The organism is Qipengyuania sp. (assembly GCF_965277845.1).
Lineage (GTDB): Bacteria > Pseudomonadota > Alphaproteobacteria > Sphingomonadales > Sphingomonadaceae > Qipengyuania.
The window spans coordinates 375,949-392,665 of record NZ_OZ255844.1 but is presented as its reverse complement, the minus strand read 5'-3'; the positions used below and the strand labels follow the sequence as shown (position 1 = coordinate 392,665).

23 protein-coding genes are annotated in these 16,717 nt (G+C 65.1%); 14 read left to right on the top strand and 9 right to left on the bottom strand.

What is annotated here, in order from left to right; genetic code table 11:
- Position 1 precedes the first annotated feature (1 nt).
- Both ACQY4G_RS01930 and ACQY4G_RS01925 read left to right on the top strand, forming a co-directional pair.
- Positions 2–382, top strand: coding sequence for a flagellar protein FliS (locus ACQY4G_RS01930; protein WP_067693982.1), 381 nt, complete (start codon positions 2–4; stop codon positions 380–382).
- Positions 383–647: 265 nt separating this feature from the next.
- Positions 648–1,244, top strand: a complete 597-nt coding sequence (locus ACQY4G_RS01925) for a response regulator transcription factor (protein WP_067693985.1) — start codon at positions 648–650, stop codon at positions 1,242–1,244.
- Here ACQY4G_RS01925 and ACQY4G_RS01920 read toward each other — a convergent pair.
- The 9 genes from ACQY4G_RS01920 to ACQY4G_RS01880 all read right to left on the bottom strand — a co-directional run bounded on the left by ACQY4G_RS01920 (position 1,239) and on the right by ACQY4G_RS01880 (position 7,897).
- Positions 1,239–1,562 (bottom strand): hypothetical protein, encoded by a 324-nt coding sequence (locus ACQY4G_RS01920; protein WP_421992663.1) that lies wholly within the window; start codon positions 1,560–1,562, stop codon positions 1,239–1,241. The genes ACQY4G_RS01925 and ACQY4G_RS01920 overlap by 6 nt on opposite strands.
- A 229-nt stretch (positions 1,563–1,791) precedes the next feature.
- On the bottom strand, positions 1,792–2,508 hold the full coding sequence (locus tag ACQY4G_RS01915) for a sigma-70 family RNA polymerase sigma factor (RefSeq protein WP_421992661.1): 717 nt from the start codon (positions 2,506–2,508) through the stop codon (positions 1,792–1,794).
- The gene (locus ACQY4G_RS01910) at positions 2,505–4,607 is read right to left on the bottom strand and encodes a flagellar biosynthesis protein FlhA (protein ID WP_421992659.1); all 2,103 of its coding nucleotides are present in this window, start codon (positions 4,605–4,607) and stop codon (positions 2,505–2,507) included. The genes ACQY4G_RS01915 and ACQY4G_RS01910 overlap by 4 nt, the downstream gene beginning before the upstream one ends.
- Entirely contained in the window at positions 4,604–5,458 is an 855-nt protein-coding gene (locus tag ACQY4G_RS01905) for a transglycosylase SLT domain-containing protein (RefSeq protein WP_421992657.1), read from the bottom strand. Before ACQY4G_RS01905 ends, ACQY4G_RS01910 begins: the two co-directional genes overlap by 4 nt.
- A 75-nt stretch (positions 5,459–5,533) precedes the next feature.
- A complete protein-coding gene (locus ACQY4G_RS01900; protein ID WP_421992655.1) occupies positions 5,534–5,869 on the bottom strand; it encodes a hypothetical protein in 336 nt (111 codons plus the stop codon).
- A complete protein-coding gene (locus ACQY4G_RS01895) occupies positions 5,866–6,153 on the bottom strand; it encodes a flagellar biosynthesis anti-sigma factor FlgM (protein WP_067694000.1) in 288 nt (95 codons plus the stop codon). Before ACQY4G_RS01895 ends, ACQY4G_RS01900 begins: the two co-directional genes overlap by 4 nt.
- 80 nt (positions 6,154–6,233) lie before the next feature.
- Positions 6,234–6,746 (bottom strand): flagella basal body P-ring formation protein FlgA, encoded by a 513-nt coding sequence (locus ACQY4G_RS01890; RefSeq protein ID WP_421992653.1) that lies wholly within the window; start codon positions 6,744–6,746, stop codon positions 6,234–6,236.
- A 57-nt stretch (positions 6,747–6,803) separates the two neighbouring features.
- Entirely contained in the window at positions 6,804–7,244 is a 441-nt protein-coding gene (locus tag ACQY4G_RS01885; protein ID WP_421992651.1) for a hypothetical protein, read from the bottom strand.
- A complete protein-coding gene (locus tag ACQY4G_RS01880; protein WP_421992649.1) occupies positions 7,241–7,897 on the bottom strand; it encodes a MotA/TolQ/ExbB proton channel family protein in 657 nt (218 codons plus the stop codon). The genes ACQY4G_RS01885 and ACQY4G_RS01880 overlap by 4 nt, the downstream gene beginning before the upstream one ends.
- Before the next feature lie 182 nt (positions 7,898–8,079).
- On the opposite strand from ACQY4G_RS01880, the gene flgB reads away from it, so the two are divergent.
- Genes flgB through motA form a run of 12 tightly spaced genes read left to right on the top strand, consistent with a single transcriptional unit; the run spans position 8,080 to position 16,716 of the window.
- Complete coding sequence (gene flgB / locus ACQY4G_RS01875; protein WP_067694012.1) at positions 8,080–8,427, top strand: flagellar basal body rod protein FlgB; 348 nt, start codon at positions 8,080–8,082, stop codon at positions 8,425–8,427.
- A gap of 2 nt (positions 8,428–8,429) precedes the next feature.
- Positions 8,430–8,834 (top strand): flagellar basal body rod protein FlgC, encoded by a 405-nt coding sequence (gene flgC, locus ACQY4G_RS01870; protein ID WP_083508313.1) that lies wholly within the window; start codon positions 8,430–8,432, stop codon positions 8,832–8,834.
- Complete coding sequence (locus tag ACQY4G_RS01865; protein WP_291179529.1) at positions 8,831–9,115, top strand: flagellar hook assembly protein FlgD; 285 nt, start codon at positions 8,831–8,833, stop codon at positions 9,113–9,115. The genes flgC and ACQY4G_RS01865 overlap by 4 nt, the downstream gene beginning before the upstream one ends.
- A gap of 15 nt (positions 9,116–9,130) precedes the next feature.
- Positions 9,131–9,943, top strand: coding sequence for a flagellar hook-basal body complex protein (locus ACQY4G_RS01860; protein ID WP_421992647.1), 813 nt, complete (start codon positions 9,131–9,133; stop codon positions 9,941–9,943).
- 5 nt (positions 9,944–9,948) lie between these two features.
- Positions 9,949–10,689 (top strand): flagellar basal body rod protein FlgF, encoded by a 741-nt coding sequence (locus ACQY4G_RS01855; RefSeq protein ID WP_067694025.1) that lies wholly within the window; start codon positions 9,949–9,951, stop codon positions 10,687–10,689.
- A 19-nt stretch (positions 10,690–10,708) separates the two neighbouring features.
- Complete coding sequence (flgG, locus tag ACQY4G_RS01850) at positions 10,709–11,497, top strand: flagellar basal-body rod protein FlgG (protein ID WP_067694028.1); 789 nt, start codon at positions 10,709–10,711, stop codon at positions 11,495–11,497.
- An 11-nt stretch (positions 11,498–11,508) separates the two neighbouring features.
- Complete coding sequence (locus ACQY4G_RS01845; protein ID WP_067694031.1) at positions 11,509–12,165, top strand: flagellar basal body L-ring protein FlgH; 657 nt, start codon at positions 11,509–11,511, stop codon at positions 12,163–12,165.
- 11 nt (positions 12,166–12,176) lie between these two features.
- Positions 12,177–13,274: a flagellar basal body P-ring protein FlgI gene (locus tag ACQY4G_RS01840; protein WP_291179520.1), complete on the top strand. Its 1,098-nt coding sequence runs from the start codon at positions 12,177–12,179 to the stop codon at positions 13,272–13,274.
- Positions 13,271–13,576 (top strand): rod-binding protein, encoded by a 306-nt coding sequence (locus ACQY4G_RS01835; RefSeq protein ID WP_421992645.1) that lies wholly within the window; start codon positions 13,271–13,273, stop codon positions 13,574–13,576. Before ACQY4G_RS01840 ends, ACQY4G_RS01835 begins: the two co-directional genes overlap by 4 nt.
- A complete protein-coding gene (gene flgK / locus ACQY4G_RS01830; protein WP_291173305.1) occupies positions 13,576–14,916 on the top strand; it encodes a flagellar hook-associated protein FlgK in 1,341 nt (446 codons plus the stop codon). The genes ACQY4G_RS01835 and flgK overlap by 1 nt, the downstream gene beginning before the upstream one ends.
- Positions 14,913–15,824 (top strand): flagellar biosynthesis protein FlgL, encoded by a 912-nt coding sequence (locus tag ACQY4G_RS01825; protein WP_421992643.1) that lies wholly within the window; start codon positions 14,913–14,915, stop codon positions 15,822–15,824. Before flgK ends, ACQY4G_RS01825 begins: the two co-directional genes overlap by 4 nt.
- Positions 15,825–15,852: 28 nt before the next feature.
- Positions 15,853–16,716, top strand: coding sequence for a flagellar motor stator protein MotA (gene motA / locus ACQY4G_RS01820; protein WP_067694040.1), 864 nt, complete (start codon positions 15,853–15,855; stop codon positions 16,714–16,716).
- Position 16,717: the final 1 nt, after the last annotated feature.

Below are 16,717 nucleotides of genomic sequence, written 5' to 3'. Positions count from 1 at the left end.
CATGCTGGCCCGTGCGCAACCTCGCGACGCCTATCGGCAAAGCAATTTCGACGCCCGGCTGATGGCCAGCGGCCGCGAAGACCTGGTGCTGATCTGCCTCGACGACCTGATCGAGAATCTGGGCGTCCTCCAGATCGCGGAATCGCGCAAGGATCGCGCGGTGCGCAGTCGCACGCTGACCCGCTGCGTCACCGCCCTGACCGCTTTGGAAATGGGTATCGACCGCGATGCCGAACTCGCCACCAGCCTGTTGCAGTTCTACGGCGCTGCCAAGAGCCTCCTGCTCGACTCGATCAGCGCAGTCGACCTGCACAAAATCGCGCAATTGCGCGAAGATATGGCGGAAATCGCATCGGCCTTCAGGGCGGCGAAGCTGGCCTGAACGCCGGATCGGCGCGGCCAAACGGCATTCCACCCATTTCAGAACCCGCTAGCGGCGGCCGGTTCGCGTCCATAACATCCCGATAACCGTCTCGTCGGGCTATGGCGCGTTGCGCGCACTCCTTGCCAGATCCATTCCGAACCGCGCTTTGAAGCACACCGCGCGCGGCGGGGCAGCGCATACGCATAAATACGTAGCCTGCTGGAAGGTCATGTTAACGATCAATCGCTAAGGGTTTACCCATAGTTGCAGGAGTGTCACGGACATGGGAGAGTCCCGAACCGTTTACTATATCGTCGACGCGGACCTCGAGCGGCGCAATGCGCTGAGCCGAGCCGTGGGCAACCGTGCCCGCGCGGTTCCGCTGGAATCCGTCGAGGAAATCGGCGGCCACTGGGCGCAAGGTGCATGTTTCCTGATCCATGATAGCGATACCGCGGTCGAGGATTGTCACGCCCTGCTGAGCCGGTCCGATCAAGACGCATCGATCATCGCCTATCGCGACAGCGCCGATGTCGAGACCGTTTTCGATGCACTCGATCGTGGCGCCATGGGATATTTCGAGTATTCGGCAGACGCGGACGACCCCTACTCCAAGATCGAATCCTTGCGGTGTCGCAGCTTGCGCGAGCAGGGATTGCGCCATCGCCGCCAATCGGCTGTGCGCCGGCTCGAACAGCTGAGCCAGCGCGAGCGCGAAGTGCTGAGCGCCGTCGCAGAAGGCCATTCGAACAAGGCGATTGCCCGCCAGCTGTCGATCAGTCCGCGGACGATCGAGATTCACCGTCGCAATGTAATCGCCAAGCTCGAGGTGGCGAACAGCATCGGTGCGGTCCGCGTAGCCATGGAAGCCAGCCTATAGGTCCGGGCCGTCGCCCGCATTGGCTGCAGCGATGATGGCGACCAGCGCACGCGCATAGGCGCCAAGCAATGCGATCGCCGGATCGTCAGCGAAGAAATTACCTTCTTCGACATCGTCGACGATCTTCACGAGACCTGACGACGAACCGATTGCCGAACAGCCGATCAAAATGCCCCGGGTGGGACCGACGAGTTCCATGGCGGCGCACAGTTGCGCGTCCACTTCGAGAAGCTGCGCCAGTCGGGCATTGTCCGCCCGCTTCGAAAGGATGGAGGTGAGCGTTGGCGGGGCGTCGTCGAGAATCGCAGCCAGAGCCACGATCGCGTCATGCGAGGTCTGGAATCCACCAACCGAACATGAATCCACGAAAGACAGGATTCGGCTTTCCCAAGGCGACATCGGAGTTATCCCGAACGGAATGGCCCCGCAAAAGGGGTGCGTTACGGTGCGATTACACCGCAATACCGGCAGCTGTCATCCGTTCTGGCACGTATTGGCAAGATTTTTCGCAGAATTTCTCGTGGTTTGTGCGCTCACACGTGGTTTTCTAGCGATCGGCGATGGCCAGGCGCAGCTTCGAGAGCGCCGATGACTTGAGCTGGTGAACGCGCGGCACGCTCACATCGAGAACGGCGGCGATCTCGGTCAGGTTCAGCTCTTCGATGAAATGCAGCTTGACGATCAGCTGGAGGCGTTCGGGCAGGCTTGCGATCGCTTCGGCCAGGGCTTCCCGGTCGTCGGCTTCGAGCAGGCGCGCCTCGGCATCGGGTTCTTCCGAAGTGAACGCCGGATTTGCGTCGGAATAGCAATCTTCGAGATCGACCACGCGCGTCGCCAACTGTGCGCGCATGTCGTGATACTCCTCGACCGATATATCCATCGCGAAGGCGATTTCCTCGGCCGAAGGATCGCGGCCCAGGCTGATGCGCAGCTGGTCGATCGCGCCGTCGATGCGGCGGCGCTGGGCGGCGGCGCCGCGCGCATGCGGCGATTGGGAGCGCAAGAGATCGATCATCGCCCCGCGCACACGCATCTTGGCATAGGCGGCAAAGCCATCTTCGCCCGGCCGATCATGGCGCTGCGCGCATTCGGTCAGCGCGATCATTCCGGCCTGAAGCAGGTCGTCGACATCCAGGGACGCGCCGCAGCTGCCCTCGTAATACCATGCCAGCTTGCGGACCATGGGCAGGAATTTCCCGATCCGCTGATTGGTCTCGCTCGTATAGGCGCGCTGTGCATTGAAATTGGAGTGGTCGTACTTCATGCCGCGAGGGCCTCCGTTTCATGGCCGAGTTGAGCAGGCTGTTCGGGTGTCTCGTCGCCCACCACCGCGATCACTTCGATCGGCTGGGCGGCGGGCAGTTCGTTGATCGACAGCACCAGGCATTGCGGTGCGCGCAGCCGCAGCAGGGCGGTCAGCGCGCGTCGGGCGCGCGGCTGAACGATGAGCGCGGGCCGCGTGGCCGATGGGTCGCGCTGCGAGACGATGGCGGCGATGCGTTCGCCGATCGACCGCGCAAGGTCGGGTTCGATCACGATCTCGCCCGATGCGGGGTCCTGCAGCCCGCCGACGACCATGTCCTCGAGACCCGCAGCCAAGGTTATTACCGGCAGTTTTGCGTCGGGCGGGCAGGCTTCGCCTACGATCATGGCGCCAAGGTCGGCGCGGACGATGTCGATCATGCGATCGTGCTCCGCGGTCTGCTGCGCGGCGAGCGAGATGCTCGAGAAGACGCGCAGCGAATGGCGCAGCGAGATGCCGTCGGCGAGCAGCGCCTTGAGCAGGCGAGTGACCGCGGCAAGCGTCAGCGGCTGAGGCGTGAAGGATTCGATCAGCTGGCCGTGGCGCGCACGCAGATGGTCGAGCAGGTCGCGGACCTGGTCGGGGCCGAGCAGGTCCTGCGCCCGTGCTGCCAGCAATTGGTGGATCTGCGTGGCAATGACGCTCTCCGGATCGACCGCGAGGTAGCCCTCGGCCACTGCCAGGTCGCGGGTGCCCGGATCGATCCACAGCGCCGGGCAACCGAAGCTCGGATCGACCGTCGCTTCGCCGGGGACGGCCTGCGAGTGCATGACTTCGCCGGTGTCGATCGCCAGCAGGTGGTCGGGCTTGATCTTGCCGCCGCCGATCGTCGCACCGCCCAGCGTGATGCGATAGGCGTCGGGCTCGACTTCGAAACTGTCCTCGATGCGAAATTGGGGGATGATAAAGCCGAAGGTCTGGCACATTTGCTTGCGCAGGCCGGTCAGGCGCGCGACCAGCGTCGCGCCGCGCTTCTCGTCGGTCAGATGGATCAGGCCGTAGCCGAGCTGGATCGTCACCAGCGTCTGGTCGGAAACCTCGTCGATCGCGATATGCGCAGGGTCGGGTGTGACCACCGGTTCGGGTATGTTTTCCGCCGCTTCCTGGCGCTTGCGCAGGCTGTGCCACAACCAGAACGCGCCTGCCGACAGCGGCAGGATGATCGATTGGGGCATCGCCGGAATGCAGCCGATCACGAACAGGATGCAGGCGACGGGCAGCCAGATCTTGGGATCGGCGAGCTGGCCGCCGATCTGGCCGGTCAGGTCGCGCGCGTCGGATACGCGGGTCACGATGACGGCGGCCGCTATCGACAGCAGCAGCGCTGGCACCGATGCGACCAGCGCATCGCCGACCGCGAGCGTGACGTAGAATTCGGCCGCTTCGCCGGCCGACAGGTCGTGCGTCGAAACGCCCAGCACCAGCCCGGCGATCACATTGATGAGCAGAATCAGCAGCGCGGCGACGGCGTCGCCCTTCACGAATTTGCTGGCACCGTCCATCGAGCCATAGAAGTCGGCCTCGGTGGCGATTTCGCGCCGACGTGCCTTGGCCTCGTCGGCGGTCAGCAGGCCGGCCGCGAGATCGGCGTCGATCGCCATCTGCTTGCCGGGCAGGGCGTCGAGGGTGAAGCGGGCGGAGACTTCGGACACGCGACCGGCGCCCTTGGTCACGACCATCAAATTGATGATCATCAGGATCAGGAAGACGAAGATACCGACGGCGAAATTGCCGCCGATGAGGAAGGCGCCGAAGGCCTCGATAACCTTGCCCGCTGCCGCGCCACCCTCATGCCCGTTCAGCAAGACGATGCGTGTCGATGCGACATTGAGCGCCAGGCGCAACAGCGTGGCGAACAGCAGCACCGAGGGGAATGACGAGAAGTCGAGCGGTTTCTTGGCGTTCATCGCCGCCATCAGCACCGATACCGACAGGGCGATGTTCATCACGAAGAACACGTCGAGCAGCATTGCCGGGATCGGCATCACCATCAGCAGGATGATCGTCAGGATGCCGATCGGCAGGGCGAGCCCGGGGTTCAGGATCTGACGCGCGCTCACAGGCCGAGCGCCTTGAATTTGCCATAGGCGGCGGCGATTTGCTCATTCGCGCGGCTGCCGCCGGCGCTGCCGTCGCCGAAGGTGGACCGTAGCGTGTCGGCCATCGACGGACGCGGACCACCCGCAGGGGGCAGTGGCGGTGGCGCCAGATTGCCGCGGGTGGACACGGTACGCTGGAATTGCGGTTGCGCAGCCATCGCCGCGAAATCGTGTTCGGTGCCCCGACCGCCGCCGGGCACCGGCGTCTGGCCATAGGCGGCATCGACCTTGTCGCGCATCAGCGTCATCACCTCGCCGACCGAGCGCGGCGATCCGCCGGCATAGAAGATCGAACGGTTAGCGCGGGCGGCCTGCGGCATCAGGGCAGCGGCCGACTGATCGGGATTGCTGTCCAACACGCCGAGGAATTTCTGCGCCCCGCCGAGGCCGAGGAAATGCGCGAGGTAGAGTTCGGCCGGTTCGGGCTCGCGGCCCAGCGTCGTGCGCAGCCCCTGTGCATTGTCGCGCGTCAATTCGGCGGCCATCAGAGACGAGGCGTCGGCGTCGTAGCGCAGCGACAGGATGTGATTGCGCGTCGCCGCGTCGCTCACCCGCCCATTGGGGCTGATGGCGGCATCGGCCCAATCCATGCCGTGCTTGGCGCCATGCCGGTCGAGTGTGCGCAGCCAAGTGGAATCGATGAATTGGTAGAGCCCGGTCGCGCTCGAGGTTCGCGCCTTGGCGCTGGGGTCGAGACCGGATTCGAGCCTGGCCTGGGCCAGCAGGTAATCGAAGTCGACACCGGTCCGCGTCGCGGCGCGGGCGATCGCTCCCTGCACTTCTGCGGTCTGGACTGGATTGACTGTAGGCACGAAACCTCCGGGAATTGTTCTCCCGGCAGTTCAGCAAGATGCGTGCCAAATCCCCCGCCCAGGCGGGCTGGATCGTCAGGCGAGTGCCACGCCCATATTCTGGCGAGGCAGGGCCGCGTAGGGCTGGCTGTTGCCGCTCAGCGCGCCCAGGCGGTTCTGGACATTGCTGGCAATCAGGTTGCGCAAGCGGCGGTTGATCTCGTTCAGGCGGCGCACCGCGTCGAGGACGCCGAGGCATTCCTCGTCCAGGCTGGCCTGGTCCACCGCTTCGAGCTTTGCGCACAAATCCATCTTGCCATTGGTGCAGGTGACGATGCGATCGAGGTCGAGGGCGGCAAGTGCCTGCCGCTCACCCTGCAAAAGTGCGAGCATCTGTTGCAGGGTAGCCAGCGTTTCCTTCTTGCGGGTCATTTCCCGACCTTTCCATAAAGGCCCGCCGCGATGATCCCATCGGCGATTTCGGTGGGGATCAGCGGGTAGGTGCCGGTTTCCAGCGCCTTGCGGATTTCCGCCACACGGTCGTGGTCGACGGGAACCTCACGGCCCGCCGAAACGCGCGAAGTCGAAATGGGGGCTTCGGCTTCGCGCGCTTCGGCAGCGACCTTCTGCGAGGGCGAGATCTTCCCTGCAGGCGAGACGGCTGCGCTCGGGCGCAGCACCGATCCCTGAAATTCCGGCAATCCGACAATACGCATCGTTTCGCTCCATTGACTGGTCGCTCAGAAGAACGGCGAAAGATGCGCGGGTTTAACTCCCCGGCAATAAAATTTGCCGGTTACGGCAATTCGATGCCGACCTGGCCCGGGCGAATGACCATGGCGCGAAGCGTTTCGGTCTTTTCGCCGGCGGCGCGGACCTTGATCCATTCGCCCTGCGCTCCGTCTTCGACGGCGGATCCTTGCCGGGTCAGCGTAAAGCCGCTGCCGCGCACGAGAATGGTGACGTTTTCGCCGCGCTTGACCAGCGTCTCGCCATATTGCTGCGCGAAGCGACCGGAGCCCCCGGCACCACCATCCACGGCAACATAGATGCGCCAGCCCGCGCTGGGACAGGCGACCTGGATCGAGCGCTGGTCGCGCCCGAACCATTGCAGGTCTAGCGGAGACTGGCAGTGCGACAGCCGCAGGCGGCGGTCGACGGGCAGCTTTGCGCCGCCCGGCTGGCCGACTTCGGCACCGGTGAAATCGGCCACGGCGCGATCGATGATCGACAGGTCCATCGGCGCTGCGGCCACGGCCGAGGTCGCGAAGAGCGCGGCGGCGAGTGATCCTAGAAACTGGTGACGCATGATCGATTCTGGCTCCGGTTCACGAGTGTACCCCCGGCGATCGGGAGCGTTTCGCGATTACGGAGCAAGACTCGTGCCAGCCGAAGGCATGCGCAGGTAATCGACCGAGATCGCGACCTCGTCCTTCCTGTTCGGGATCGCGATCAGGCGTGCCGCGATGCCGGCGGCCTCCGCCTCGGCCATCAGCCGTTCGCCCTCGGCCAGCGCCTCGACCCGGCGATGGGGGGCATAACCGACGGAGATCGTCGCCACCTGGCGTTCGTCGGTAACCGTTGCGATCAGCCATTCGCGGACCTCTTCGCCCCGGACGGGACGGTGCAGGGCCAGCGCGGAAGAAGCGACCGGCGCCTGAGCGTCGGGGGCGGCTACGACCGTGGGCGTTTCGTCTTCTCCGGCCGGCGCCGCATTTGTCCCGGCGGCCTGGGCCGTGATCAGGAACAGGATCAGCGCGAGATCCGCGGTGATCGTCTGCCAGCCCGATGTGGGACGCAGGATCATGCCGCCACCTTCGCCGCGACCGGCGCGGCATCGGCCTTGCCGGCCTTCTGGATGCCGTTGGCCAGCCATTCGAGCACCTCGTCGCGATCGCGTTCTTCCTGGCGCGACCTGCGCGCGATGGCATTGCCGATGGGAGAAAAGAGGAAATTGGCGGCGACGAGGCCGTAGAGGGTGGTGACCACCGCCGTCGAGATCGCGCCGACGATCCCGCTGTTCGCCGCCGCCGCGCCCTGCGCCTGGCCGAGCGCGACCAGCGTGCCGGCGAGCCCGAGGACGGGCGCGAGTTCGGCGGCGCTGTCGAATACGCGCATGGCGGTGTGCGCATTGGCCAGCCGGGCGTCCTTGAACTTGGAATGCTCGCCATGCAGCGACTGGATCGAACGCTGGCTGATCATGAGGTCCGACAGGCTGTCGAATTCCCTATCGCCGAAATGGTGTGGTTCGGCGCGAAGGAAGCCGTCGTCGGCGATCTCGCGGATCTGGACGGCCAGGCTGGCCTTGGCCCTTGCGGCATCGAAGGGTTCATCGAACAGGCCGCGCAATGCGCATAGCGCAATGCGGCTGTCTGCGACGCCGCAGCGCAGCAGCGTCGCCGCCAAGGTGCCGGCAAGGACGATGGCGAGCGCCATCGGATCGAACCAGGTATCCAGCATGAAGTTGCTTCTCCTTGCCGCCAAGAACGACCGGAGTCTGCCGAGATTTATCCGGCGGACGAACTTTGCCGCCTACCGGCAAGCGCTTGCCACATTCTGCCGCTTTGGCCTTTTCCGGCCCTGCAAATCCACTTTGGCACGCCCCTTGCTGAACATTTCCCGTAATTTTTGCGGAGGCTCAGATGAGCGACAGATTGTTCGGCATTCACGGGGCGGCACTGGAAATCCGGTCGCAGCGCATGGGTGTGCTCGGTTCGAACATCGCCAATGCGGGAACGCCCGGCTACAAGGCGCGCGACGTGGACTTTGCCGCCGCGCTGCAGGCCAAGCTGGGCGGCGCCGATACCGCCCGCGCAACCGATAGCGCCATTCAGTATCGCGTCCCGACCATGGCGAGCCTCGACGGCAATACCGTCGAAATGTCGACCGAACAGGCTGCCTTCGCCGAAAACGCGGTGGCCTACACCGCCACGCTCAACTTCCTGCGCGGACGCGTCGAAACCGTCACCCGCGCGATCAAGGGCGAATGACGATGGCCGGTCCCAATTCCTTCTTCGATATCGGCCACCGCGCCATGTCCGCGCAGCTCGTGCGGATGAACACGGCGGCCTCCAACCTTGCCAATGCCGGCTCCGTGTCGGGTAGCGAGGAAGAAGCCTACCGCCCGATGCGCACGGTGTTCGAACAGGAACTCGATCGCGCGACCGGCCTGTCTTCGGTCCGCGTGGGCGGGGTGGTGCGCGAGGACGTCGCGCCGATCCGCCGCCACGATCCGGGCCACCCGCTGGCCGACGAAAACGGCGACGTCTGGGAAGCCCCGGTCGATGAGAACGCCGAGATGGTCGAGATGCTCGAAGCGTCCCGCCAGTACCGCAACATGGTCGAGGCCATGTCGACCGCCAAGCAGCTCATGCTCGAAACGATGAGGATGAAATGATCACTCCTATTACCAATCAGGCGGCCAATTCCGCCACGTCGAACGCGCCTGTCGCAGGCCGCGGCATGGACTCGCTGGGGCAGGGTGATTTCCTGCGCCTGCTGACCGTCCAGATGCAGCAGCAGGACCCCTTCAATCCGGTCGATAACAAGGAAATGCTGGCCCAGATGGCGCAGTTCTCCTCGCTCGCCGGGGTCGCCGAAACCAATGCCATGCTCGAGCGGATTGCGGACAAGCTCGACCAGTTGATCGTCACCAACCAGTCCGCATCCGACATCTGATCAGGGAGACAATCCATGTCCTTCTACACTTCGCTTAACGGCATGAAGAATGCGCAGACCTCGCTCGGGGTGATCGCGCACAATATCTCGAACTCGGAAACCCACGGCTTCAAGCGCAGCCGCACCGAATTCTCGGAAATCGTCGCCGGATCGGCGCTGACCAACCCGCGCATGATCCAGGGCATCGGTTCGTCGGTGTCGTCGATCACGCAGAATTTCGCGCTCGGCCCGGTCGAGCAGACCGGTTCGGCGCTGGATCTCGCGATTACCGGTGATGGCTTCTTCACCATGCGCTCGGGCACGGACGGTTCCACGCTCTATACCCGCGCGGGCTCTTTCGCACTGACCGAAACCGGCTTCGTGGCCGACAGCGCGGGCAATCGTCTCCAGGTTTTCCCGGTCGATGCCAATGGCCAGGTGACCGGCAATACGCTGTCCGATGCCCAGGTCCCCGCCGTGAATGCCGCCGGTGCGGAATTCGCCGGTGTCACCATCACCTCCACCGGTCTGGTCCAGGCGTCCTATGCCGATGGTTCGGTCGAACCGGTCGGTGCCGTGGCGCTCGCCAGCTTCATTTCGCCCACCGGCCTCAAGAAGGTCGGTTCGGCGAACTGGGAGAGCACCGGCCTGTCGGGTGCGGCCAGCTATGGCTCGCCGGGCTCCGGGGCTTACGGCTCGCTGCTGTCGGGTGCGCTCGAGCGCTCGAACGTCGATATCGCCGAGGAACTGGTCAGCCTGATTACCGCGCAGCGGAACTTCCAGGCCAATGCCAAGGCGATCGATACCGCGACCCAGATTTCGCAGACGGTCATCAACCTGCGGAGCTGATCGCCATGGACCGCCTAATCCATACCGCGCTTTCGGGCATGCGGGCGTCGATGGACAGCCAGCGCGTCATCGCGAGCAACATGGCCAACGCCAATACGCTCGGGTTTCGTGCGGAACTGCTCGATCAGCGTCCGGTCACGATCGAGGGCCAGCCCAACGAGGCTCGGGCGATGCAGACCGCAAGCGTCCGCGGCGCGGATATGGCGGCGGGCGAGACCATCGAGACCGGGCGCGAGCTCGACATCGCGATGGAAACCGATGCGCTGATGGCGGTGCAGGCCGCGGATGGAACCGAAGCCTACACCCGCCGCGGCGATCTGTCGGTTTCGGCCACGGGCCTGCTCGTCAATGGCGAGGGGCATCCGGTGCTGGGCGACAACGGACCGATCACGATCCCGCCGGTCGGTATCCCGGCGATCGCGCCCGATGGCACGATCACCATTGCCGATCCCGCCACGCCCGAACAGGCGCCGGCCGAGATCGGTCGGATCAAGCTGGCGGCGTGGGAAGGCTCGCCGGTGAGCAAGGGGCTCGATGGTTTGTTCCGCGTCGAAGGCGGCGGCATCCTGCCGACCGACGAGGCGGCCACCGTCAAGACCGGCGCGCTGGAACAGTCAAACGTGAAAACCACCGAAGTTCTGGTCGACATGATCGATGCTCAGCGGCTCTTCGCCATGCGCAGCAAGGTCATCTCCACCGCACGCGAAATCGACGAAAGCGGCGCGCAGCTCATGCGCCTCGGCTAATCAGGGGAAAGGATAGTCCATGCCCACTTCAGCCCTTCAGGTCGCCCGTACCGGGCTCGAGGCACAGGATGCGCGCATGCGCGTCATCGCCAATAACCTCGCCAATGTCGGCACTACCGGCTTCAAGCGCGATCGTGCCAATTTCGCCACTCTCGCCTATCAGGACGCACGCGTCGCTGGCCAGCGCTCGTCGGGCGAGACCGCCTATGCCACCGGGCTCAACCTGGGCACCGGCGTGGCTGTCCAGTCGACCAGCCAGATCATGACGCAGGGTGCGCTCAGCAACACCGACAATGCCTTCGACCTCGCGCTCGACGGGGATGGCTATTTCCAGATCGAGATGCCCGGCGGCCAGATCGGCTATACCCGGGCAGGCAATTTCACGCTCTCGCCGGAAGGCCAGCTGGTTACCCAGCAGGGCTATGCCGTCCAGCCCGCGATCACCGTTCCCGAAGGGGCCACGGCGATCGCCGTGGCGCCGGACGGCACCGTATCGGCGGCGCTGCCGGGCGAGGCCGAACCTGCGGAACTCGGCCAGATCCAGGTCGCGCGCTTCACCAACCCCTCGGGCCTGCAGGCGATCGGCGACAACTTCCTCGTCGAAACCGCGGCCAGCGGCGCTGCCGAACTGGCCGCCGCCGGTGAGAACGGTCGCGGCAACATCCGCCAGGGCATGCTCGAAGGCTCGAACGTCAACATCGTCCAGGAACTGGTCGAGATGATCGAAGCCCAGCGCGCCTACGAAATCAGCTCGAAGATGGTCTCCGCCGTCGACGAAATGCTGCGCAACGCCAACCAGACGCTGTGAGGAATTTCGCCATGAAACCCGCTATCTGTCTCGTCCCGCTCGCGCTCGCCCTGTCGGCCTGCGGCGGTGGCTCGGCGCGCCCCGAGGGCTTCTCGGCCGCGCTTCCGCCCGCTCCGCAACAAATGGCGCCCGCGCGCCATCAGGACGGCGCGATCTACCAGGCCAGCCACGGCTATGCGCCGCTCTATTACGGCAATCGCGCAGCCAGGGTCGGCGATATCGTGACCATCGTGCTGGTGGAACGCACGCGGACATCGAAATCGACCAGCGGATCGACCAATCGGGACGGCGACATCGGCCTTTCGCTGCCGCAATTCATCGGCATCGACGACAGCGACCTTAATGCCTCGGGCGGATCGTCGTTCACAGGTTCGGGCGATGCATCGCAGGCCAGTTCGATCCGGGCGGACCTGACCGTGACCATTGCCGAAGTTCGCCCGAACGGGACGGCATTGGTGCGCGGGGAAAAGGTCATGCAACTCAGCCAGGGCGAAGAATGGGTCCAGCTTTCGGGCATCATCCGCCTCGCCGATATCGATCAGGACAATCGTGTCCCGTCGATCCGCGTGGCCGATGCGCGTATTTCCTATTCGGGTGCAGGGTCGATCCAGCGCGCCAGCCGCGAAGGTTGGCTGTCGCGCTTCTTCGGCGCGATTTCGCCGTTCTGAGGATGCCGATCATGATCCGTCGCCTCGCCCTCCTCTTCGCCGCGCTGCTCGCGTCGCTGCCGGTTCCGGCAGCGGCCGAGCGGGTCCGCGACCTCGGACAGTTCCAGTCGGTGCGTTCCAACCAGTTGACCGGGTACGGCATCGTCGTGGGTCTCGACGGGTCGGGCGACGACAATTTCGCTTACCTGACGCAGGCCATGCGCGGCGTGTCGGGCCGTCTCGGCCTGCAGCTGCCGCCCGGGGTCAACCCGGCGCTCAAGAATGCCGCGGCGGTCATCATCACCGCCGAACTGCCGGCCTTCGCCAAACCCGGCCAGCGGATCGACGTGACCGTTTCGACCATGGGCAAGGCCAAGTCGCTGCGCGGCGGGGCCTTGGTGATGACGCCGCTCTACGGTGCCGATGGCCAGATCTATGCGATGGCGCAGGGCAACCTCGCCGTGGGCGGGCTCGGAATCTCCGGCCAGGATGGTTCGAAATTGACCGTCAACGTGCCCACCGTGGGCCGGATCGCCGATGGCGCGACGGTCGAGCAAGCGGTGTCGAGCAATTTCGATTTCAGCGAGGTTCTGCGCTGGAACCTCTACTATGCCGACTTCCTGACCATTTCGCGCGTGCGCGATGCGATCAACGCCGCCTATCCGGGCATGGCGCAGGTCGAAGATGGCGTCACGCTTGCGCTCATGCTGCCGCCCGGCGCCAATACGCGCGCCGAGATCATGGCGCGGATCGAGATGCTCGAAGTCAATCCCGCCGAACGCGCGGCCAGGGTCGTGATCAACAGCCGCACCGGCACGATCGTGATCTCCAGCGCCGTGCGGCTGGCTCCCGCGGCGATCAGCCACGGCAGCCTCGTGGTGCGGATCGACGAGAACCCGATGGTCGTCCAGCCCGCACCGTTCTCGCGCGGTCGGACGGCGCTCGAACCCAACAGCACGATTTCGGCCAGCCAGCAGGATGGGGTCGTCGCTCAGGTCGGTCCCGGCGCGTCGCTGGCCGAAGTGGTCGACGCACTCAACGCGCTTGGCGCCAGTCCGGCGGACCTCGTCGCAATCCTCGAAGGATTGAAACAGGCCGGATCTCTGACGGCGGAGCTGGTGATCATATGACGACCTTGCCGATCAACCTGACCGGCGCGAAGCCGCTGGCCGAACGCGAAGCCGCACCGAACCGCAACGAATTGCGCGACGCGGCCCAGCAGTTCGAAGCCATTCTGCTGCGCCAGATGCTGGCCAGCGCACGGAGCACCGACTTCGGCGGCAACGACCTGTTCGGCGGCGAGGGCGAAGACACTTTCCGCGAAATGCGCGATTCGCAGTTTGCCGAGCTGACAGCCCGATCGGGCCAGCTGGGGTTTGCCGAGGCGATCGAGAACCAGCTTTCGCGCTTCCTCCCGCAGGGTGACCTCTGATGGCATCGGACCTTCTCTCTATTGCCGCCAGTGGCGCCCGCGCGGCGCGCGGTGCGCTCGACGTAACGGCGCAGAACATCGCCAATGCTTCGAGTGACGGCTATGTCCGCCGCAGCCTGCGGATCGAGGAGGTCTCGGCCTCGGGCGGTGCCGGGCGCGTCGGGGATATCTCGCTCTCGGGCGCTCGGATCGCGGAGATCCGCCGCAATGCCGATTCCTTCCTGCAAGGCGAAGTCCGGCGAACCTCGGGCGACCTGCAGCGCGCCAATGTCGAATTGTCGGGCCTGCGCAATATGGAAAGCGCGCTCGAACAATCGGGCGTATTCACGTCTCTCGTCGAATTCGAGGCGGTTCTCCAGCAGCTCAGCGGCGATCCGGTGGATCCGGCGCGCCGCGCTGCGGCGATCGCGGAAGCCACAACTCTGGCGAACAAGTTCAACATTACCGCATCGAGCTTCGACGCGGTGGGCGATGGCCTGCGTTTCGACACCGATGCACAGATCGCCGAAACGAACATCATCGGCGGCGAGCTGGCGCGGGTGAATCTGCGCCTGACACGCGCCGGGAGCGGCAGCAGCGACCGTGCCGCGCTGCTCGACCAGCGCGACCAGCTGCTCGAACGGCTGGCCGGCTTCACGTCGGTCTCCACGCAATTCGCGGTCGACGGGACAGTCGCCGTATCGCTCGGCACCAATCCGCCGCGCGGTTTCGTGCAGGGCGGAAACGCCGGAACGCTCACTTCGATTGTGGCGGCCGACGGCACGCTCACCTTTGCTGTAGACGGACAGGCGGCGACGCCCGGATCGGGCAGCCTTGCGGGCGCATCTCTCGCCCTCACCGAACTGGCAACGGTGCGTACGCGTCTCGACACGATCGCCGCCGGGCTCGCCGACGCGGTGAACAATGCGCAGGCCGCCGGTGCCGCGCTCGACGGCACGCAAGGACAACCGATTTTCGCCGGGAACACGGCAGGCACGCTTCGCGTCGTCATGACCGACGGTCGGGGCATCGCGACGGCTCCAGCCGGAGCGGTGGCGGGAAGCCGCGACGACACCAACCTCAACGCGCTGCGCCAGTCGCTCGCCGGTATCGATCCCGCGCAGCAGCTCAGCGGGCTGCTGTTCGACGTGTCGAGCAAGGTCGCGGGACGGAACGTCACCCAGAGCGCACTGGAAACCATCGCGTCGTCAGCGCGCGTTTCGCTCGAAGCGCAGTCCGGCGTCGATCTCGACCAGGAAGCTGCCAATCTCATCCGCTTCCAGCAGGCGTTCCAGGCTTCGGGCCGCGCCATGCAGACGGCCAGCGAAATCTTCGACACTCTCTTGGGGATCGGGCGATGATCAACCTCAGCACCGGCGCCTTCTACGAGCGGGGAACCCGCCAGATCGGGACTCTCCGCGCCCGCGCGGAATCGCTCCAGCAACAGATCGGCACGGGCGAACGTCTCGAACGCTCGTCGGACGACCCGGTCGCTGCGGCCCGGCTGCGCATGCTGGCGCGCAACGATCGCATCGCGAATGTCGACACACGCAATTCACAGCTCGCCGAAGCCGATCTTTCGCTAACCGACCAGACACTGGGGTCGATCGCCGATGTTGTCGTGCGGGTGCGCGAACTGGCTGTCCAGGCCTCGGGCGAGACGCTCAGCGACGAGCAGCGCGCTTCCATCGGGATCGAAATCGCAGGATTACGGGAGAATCTGGTCCTGCTCGCCAACAGCAGAAACATCGCCGGCCATGCGCTCCTCGGCGGGCAAACTGCCGGGGCGGCCTATGTCGATGACGGCACAAGCGTACAGTTCCTTGGCTCAACCAGCGTGACGCCGCTCGAAATCGGAGAGGGGCAGTCGGTGATTCCGGGCATGACCGGTCCGGACATTTTCGAGTTCGATGCGACCAACGGCCCGACCGACCTGTTCGCCATTCTGGGCGGCCTTGCGGCCGCGCTGTCTGCTGGTGGTCAGGCGGCCGCCGATGCCAGCTCGGCGGCGCTCGCCGATCTCGACGCGGGTCTCGAAAAGGTCACCACCGCACAGACCGTCGTCGGCTCGCGGCTGAACTGGATCGATCTCATGGCCGAGCGGCGCGAAAACAATGCCGAGCGGATCGCCGATGAACGCCTCGATGTGGGCGGGGCGGATATCGCGGTAACGATGAGCCGGCTGCAGGAAACCATGACCGTTCTCGAAGCGAGCCAGGCCAGCTTCGTCCGCCTCGCCAATCTTTCGCTGTTTTCAATGCTGCGCTGATCGCGCGCGTAACTGGAGGAATTGCACAATGTACGCGATCATCGGCATCATAGTCCTGATCATCATGGTTTTCGGCGGCTTCATGCTCAGCGGTGGTGCGATGGGTCCCGTCCTGGCGGCCATGCCCTACGAAATGCTGATCATCGGCGGCGCCGCCATCGGCGCGATGGTTGCGGGCAATTCGCTCGACGGCCTGAAGGCCATCGGCGCCGCATTCAAAAAGATTTTCAAGGGGCCGCAGCACAACAAGCAGGACCATATCGATGCGATCGCGCTGACCACGCAGCTGATGCGCATGCTGAAGAATGACGGCCCCGTCGCGCTCGAGAGCCACCTCGACGATCCGGCCAATTCGACCGTGTTCAGCGAATATCCGAACCTGCTCGGGAACAAGGCGCTGATCGCGCTGATCTGCGACACGCTAACGCTGCTGGTGGTATCCTCGGGCACGCTCGAGACGCATGCGGTTGAAGAGGTGATGGACAATGCGATGAAGACGCATTTCCACGAGATCCACGAGCCGCAGCACAGCCTCGAGAAGCTGTCGGATGCGCTGCCCGCACTCGGCATCGTCGCCGCCGTGCTTGGCGTGGTGAAAACCATGGGGTCGATCGACGAGCCGCCCGAAGTGCTTGGCAAGATGATCGGCGCGGCGCTGGTCGGTACCTTCCTCGGCGTGCTGCTCGCCTATGGTGTCGTCGGGCCTCTCGCCGGACGTCTCAAGCAGGTGCTGGAACAGGACGAGCAGATCTTCCACGCGGTCAAGCAGGTGATAATCGCCTCGCTTTACGGCCATCCGCAGCCGCTGGTGGTGGAAAGCGCGCGATCCAGCCTCGGCCACACGGTGCGCCCCGGCCTGAACGAACTCCTCGACGCGCTGCGGGGCCGGTAAG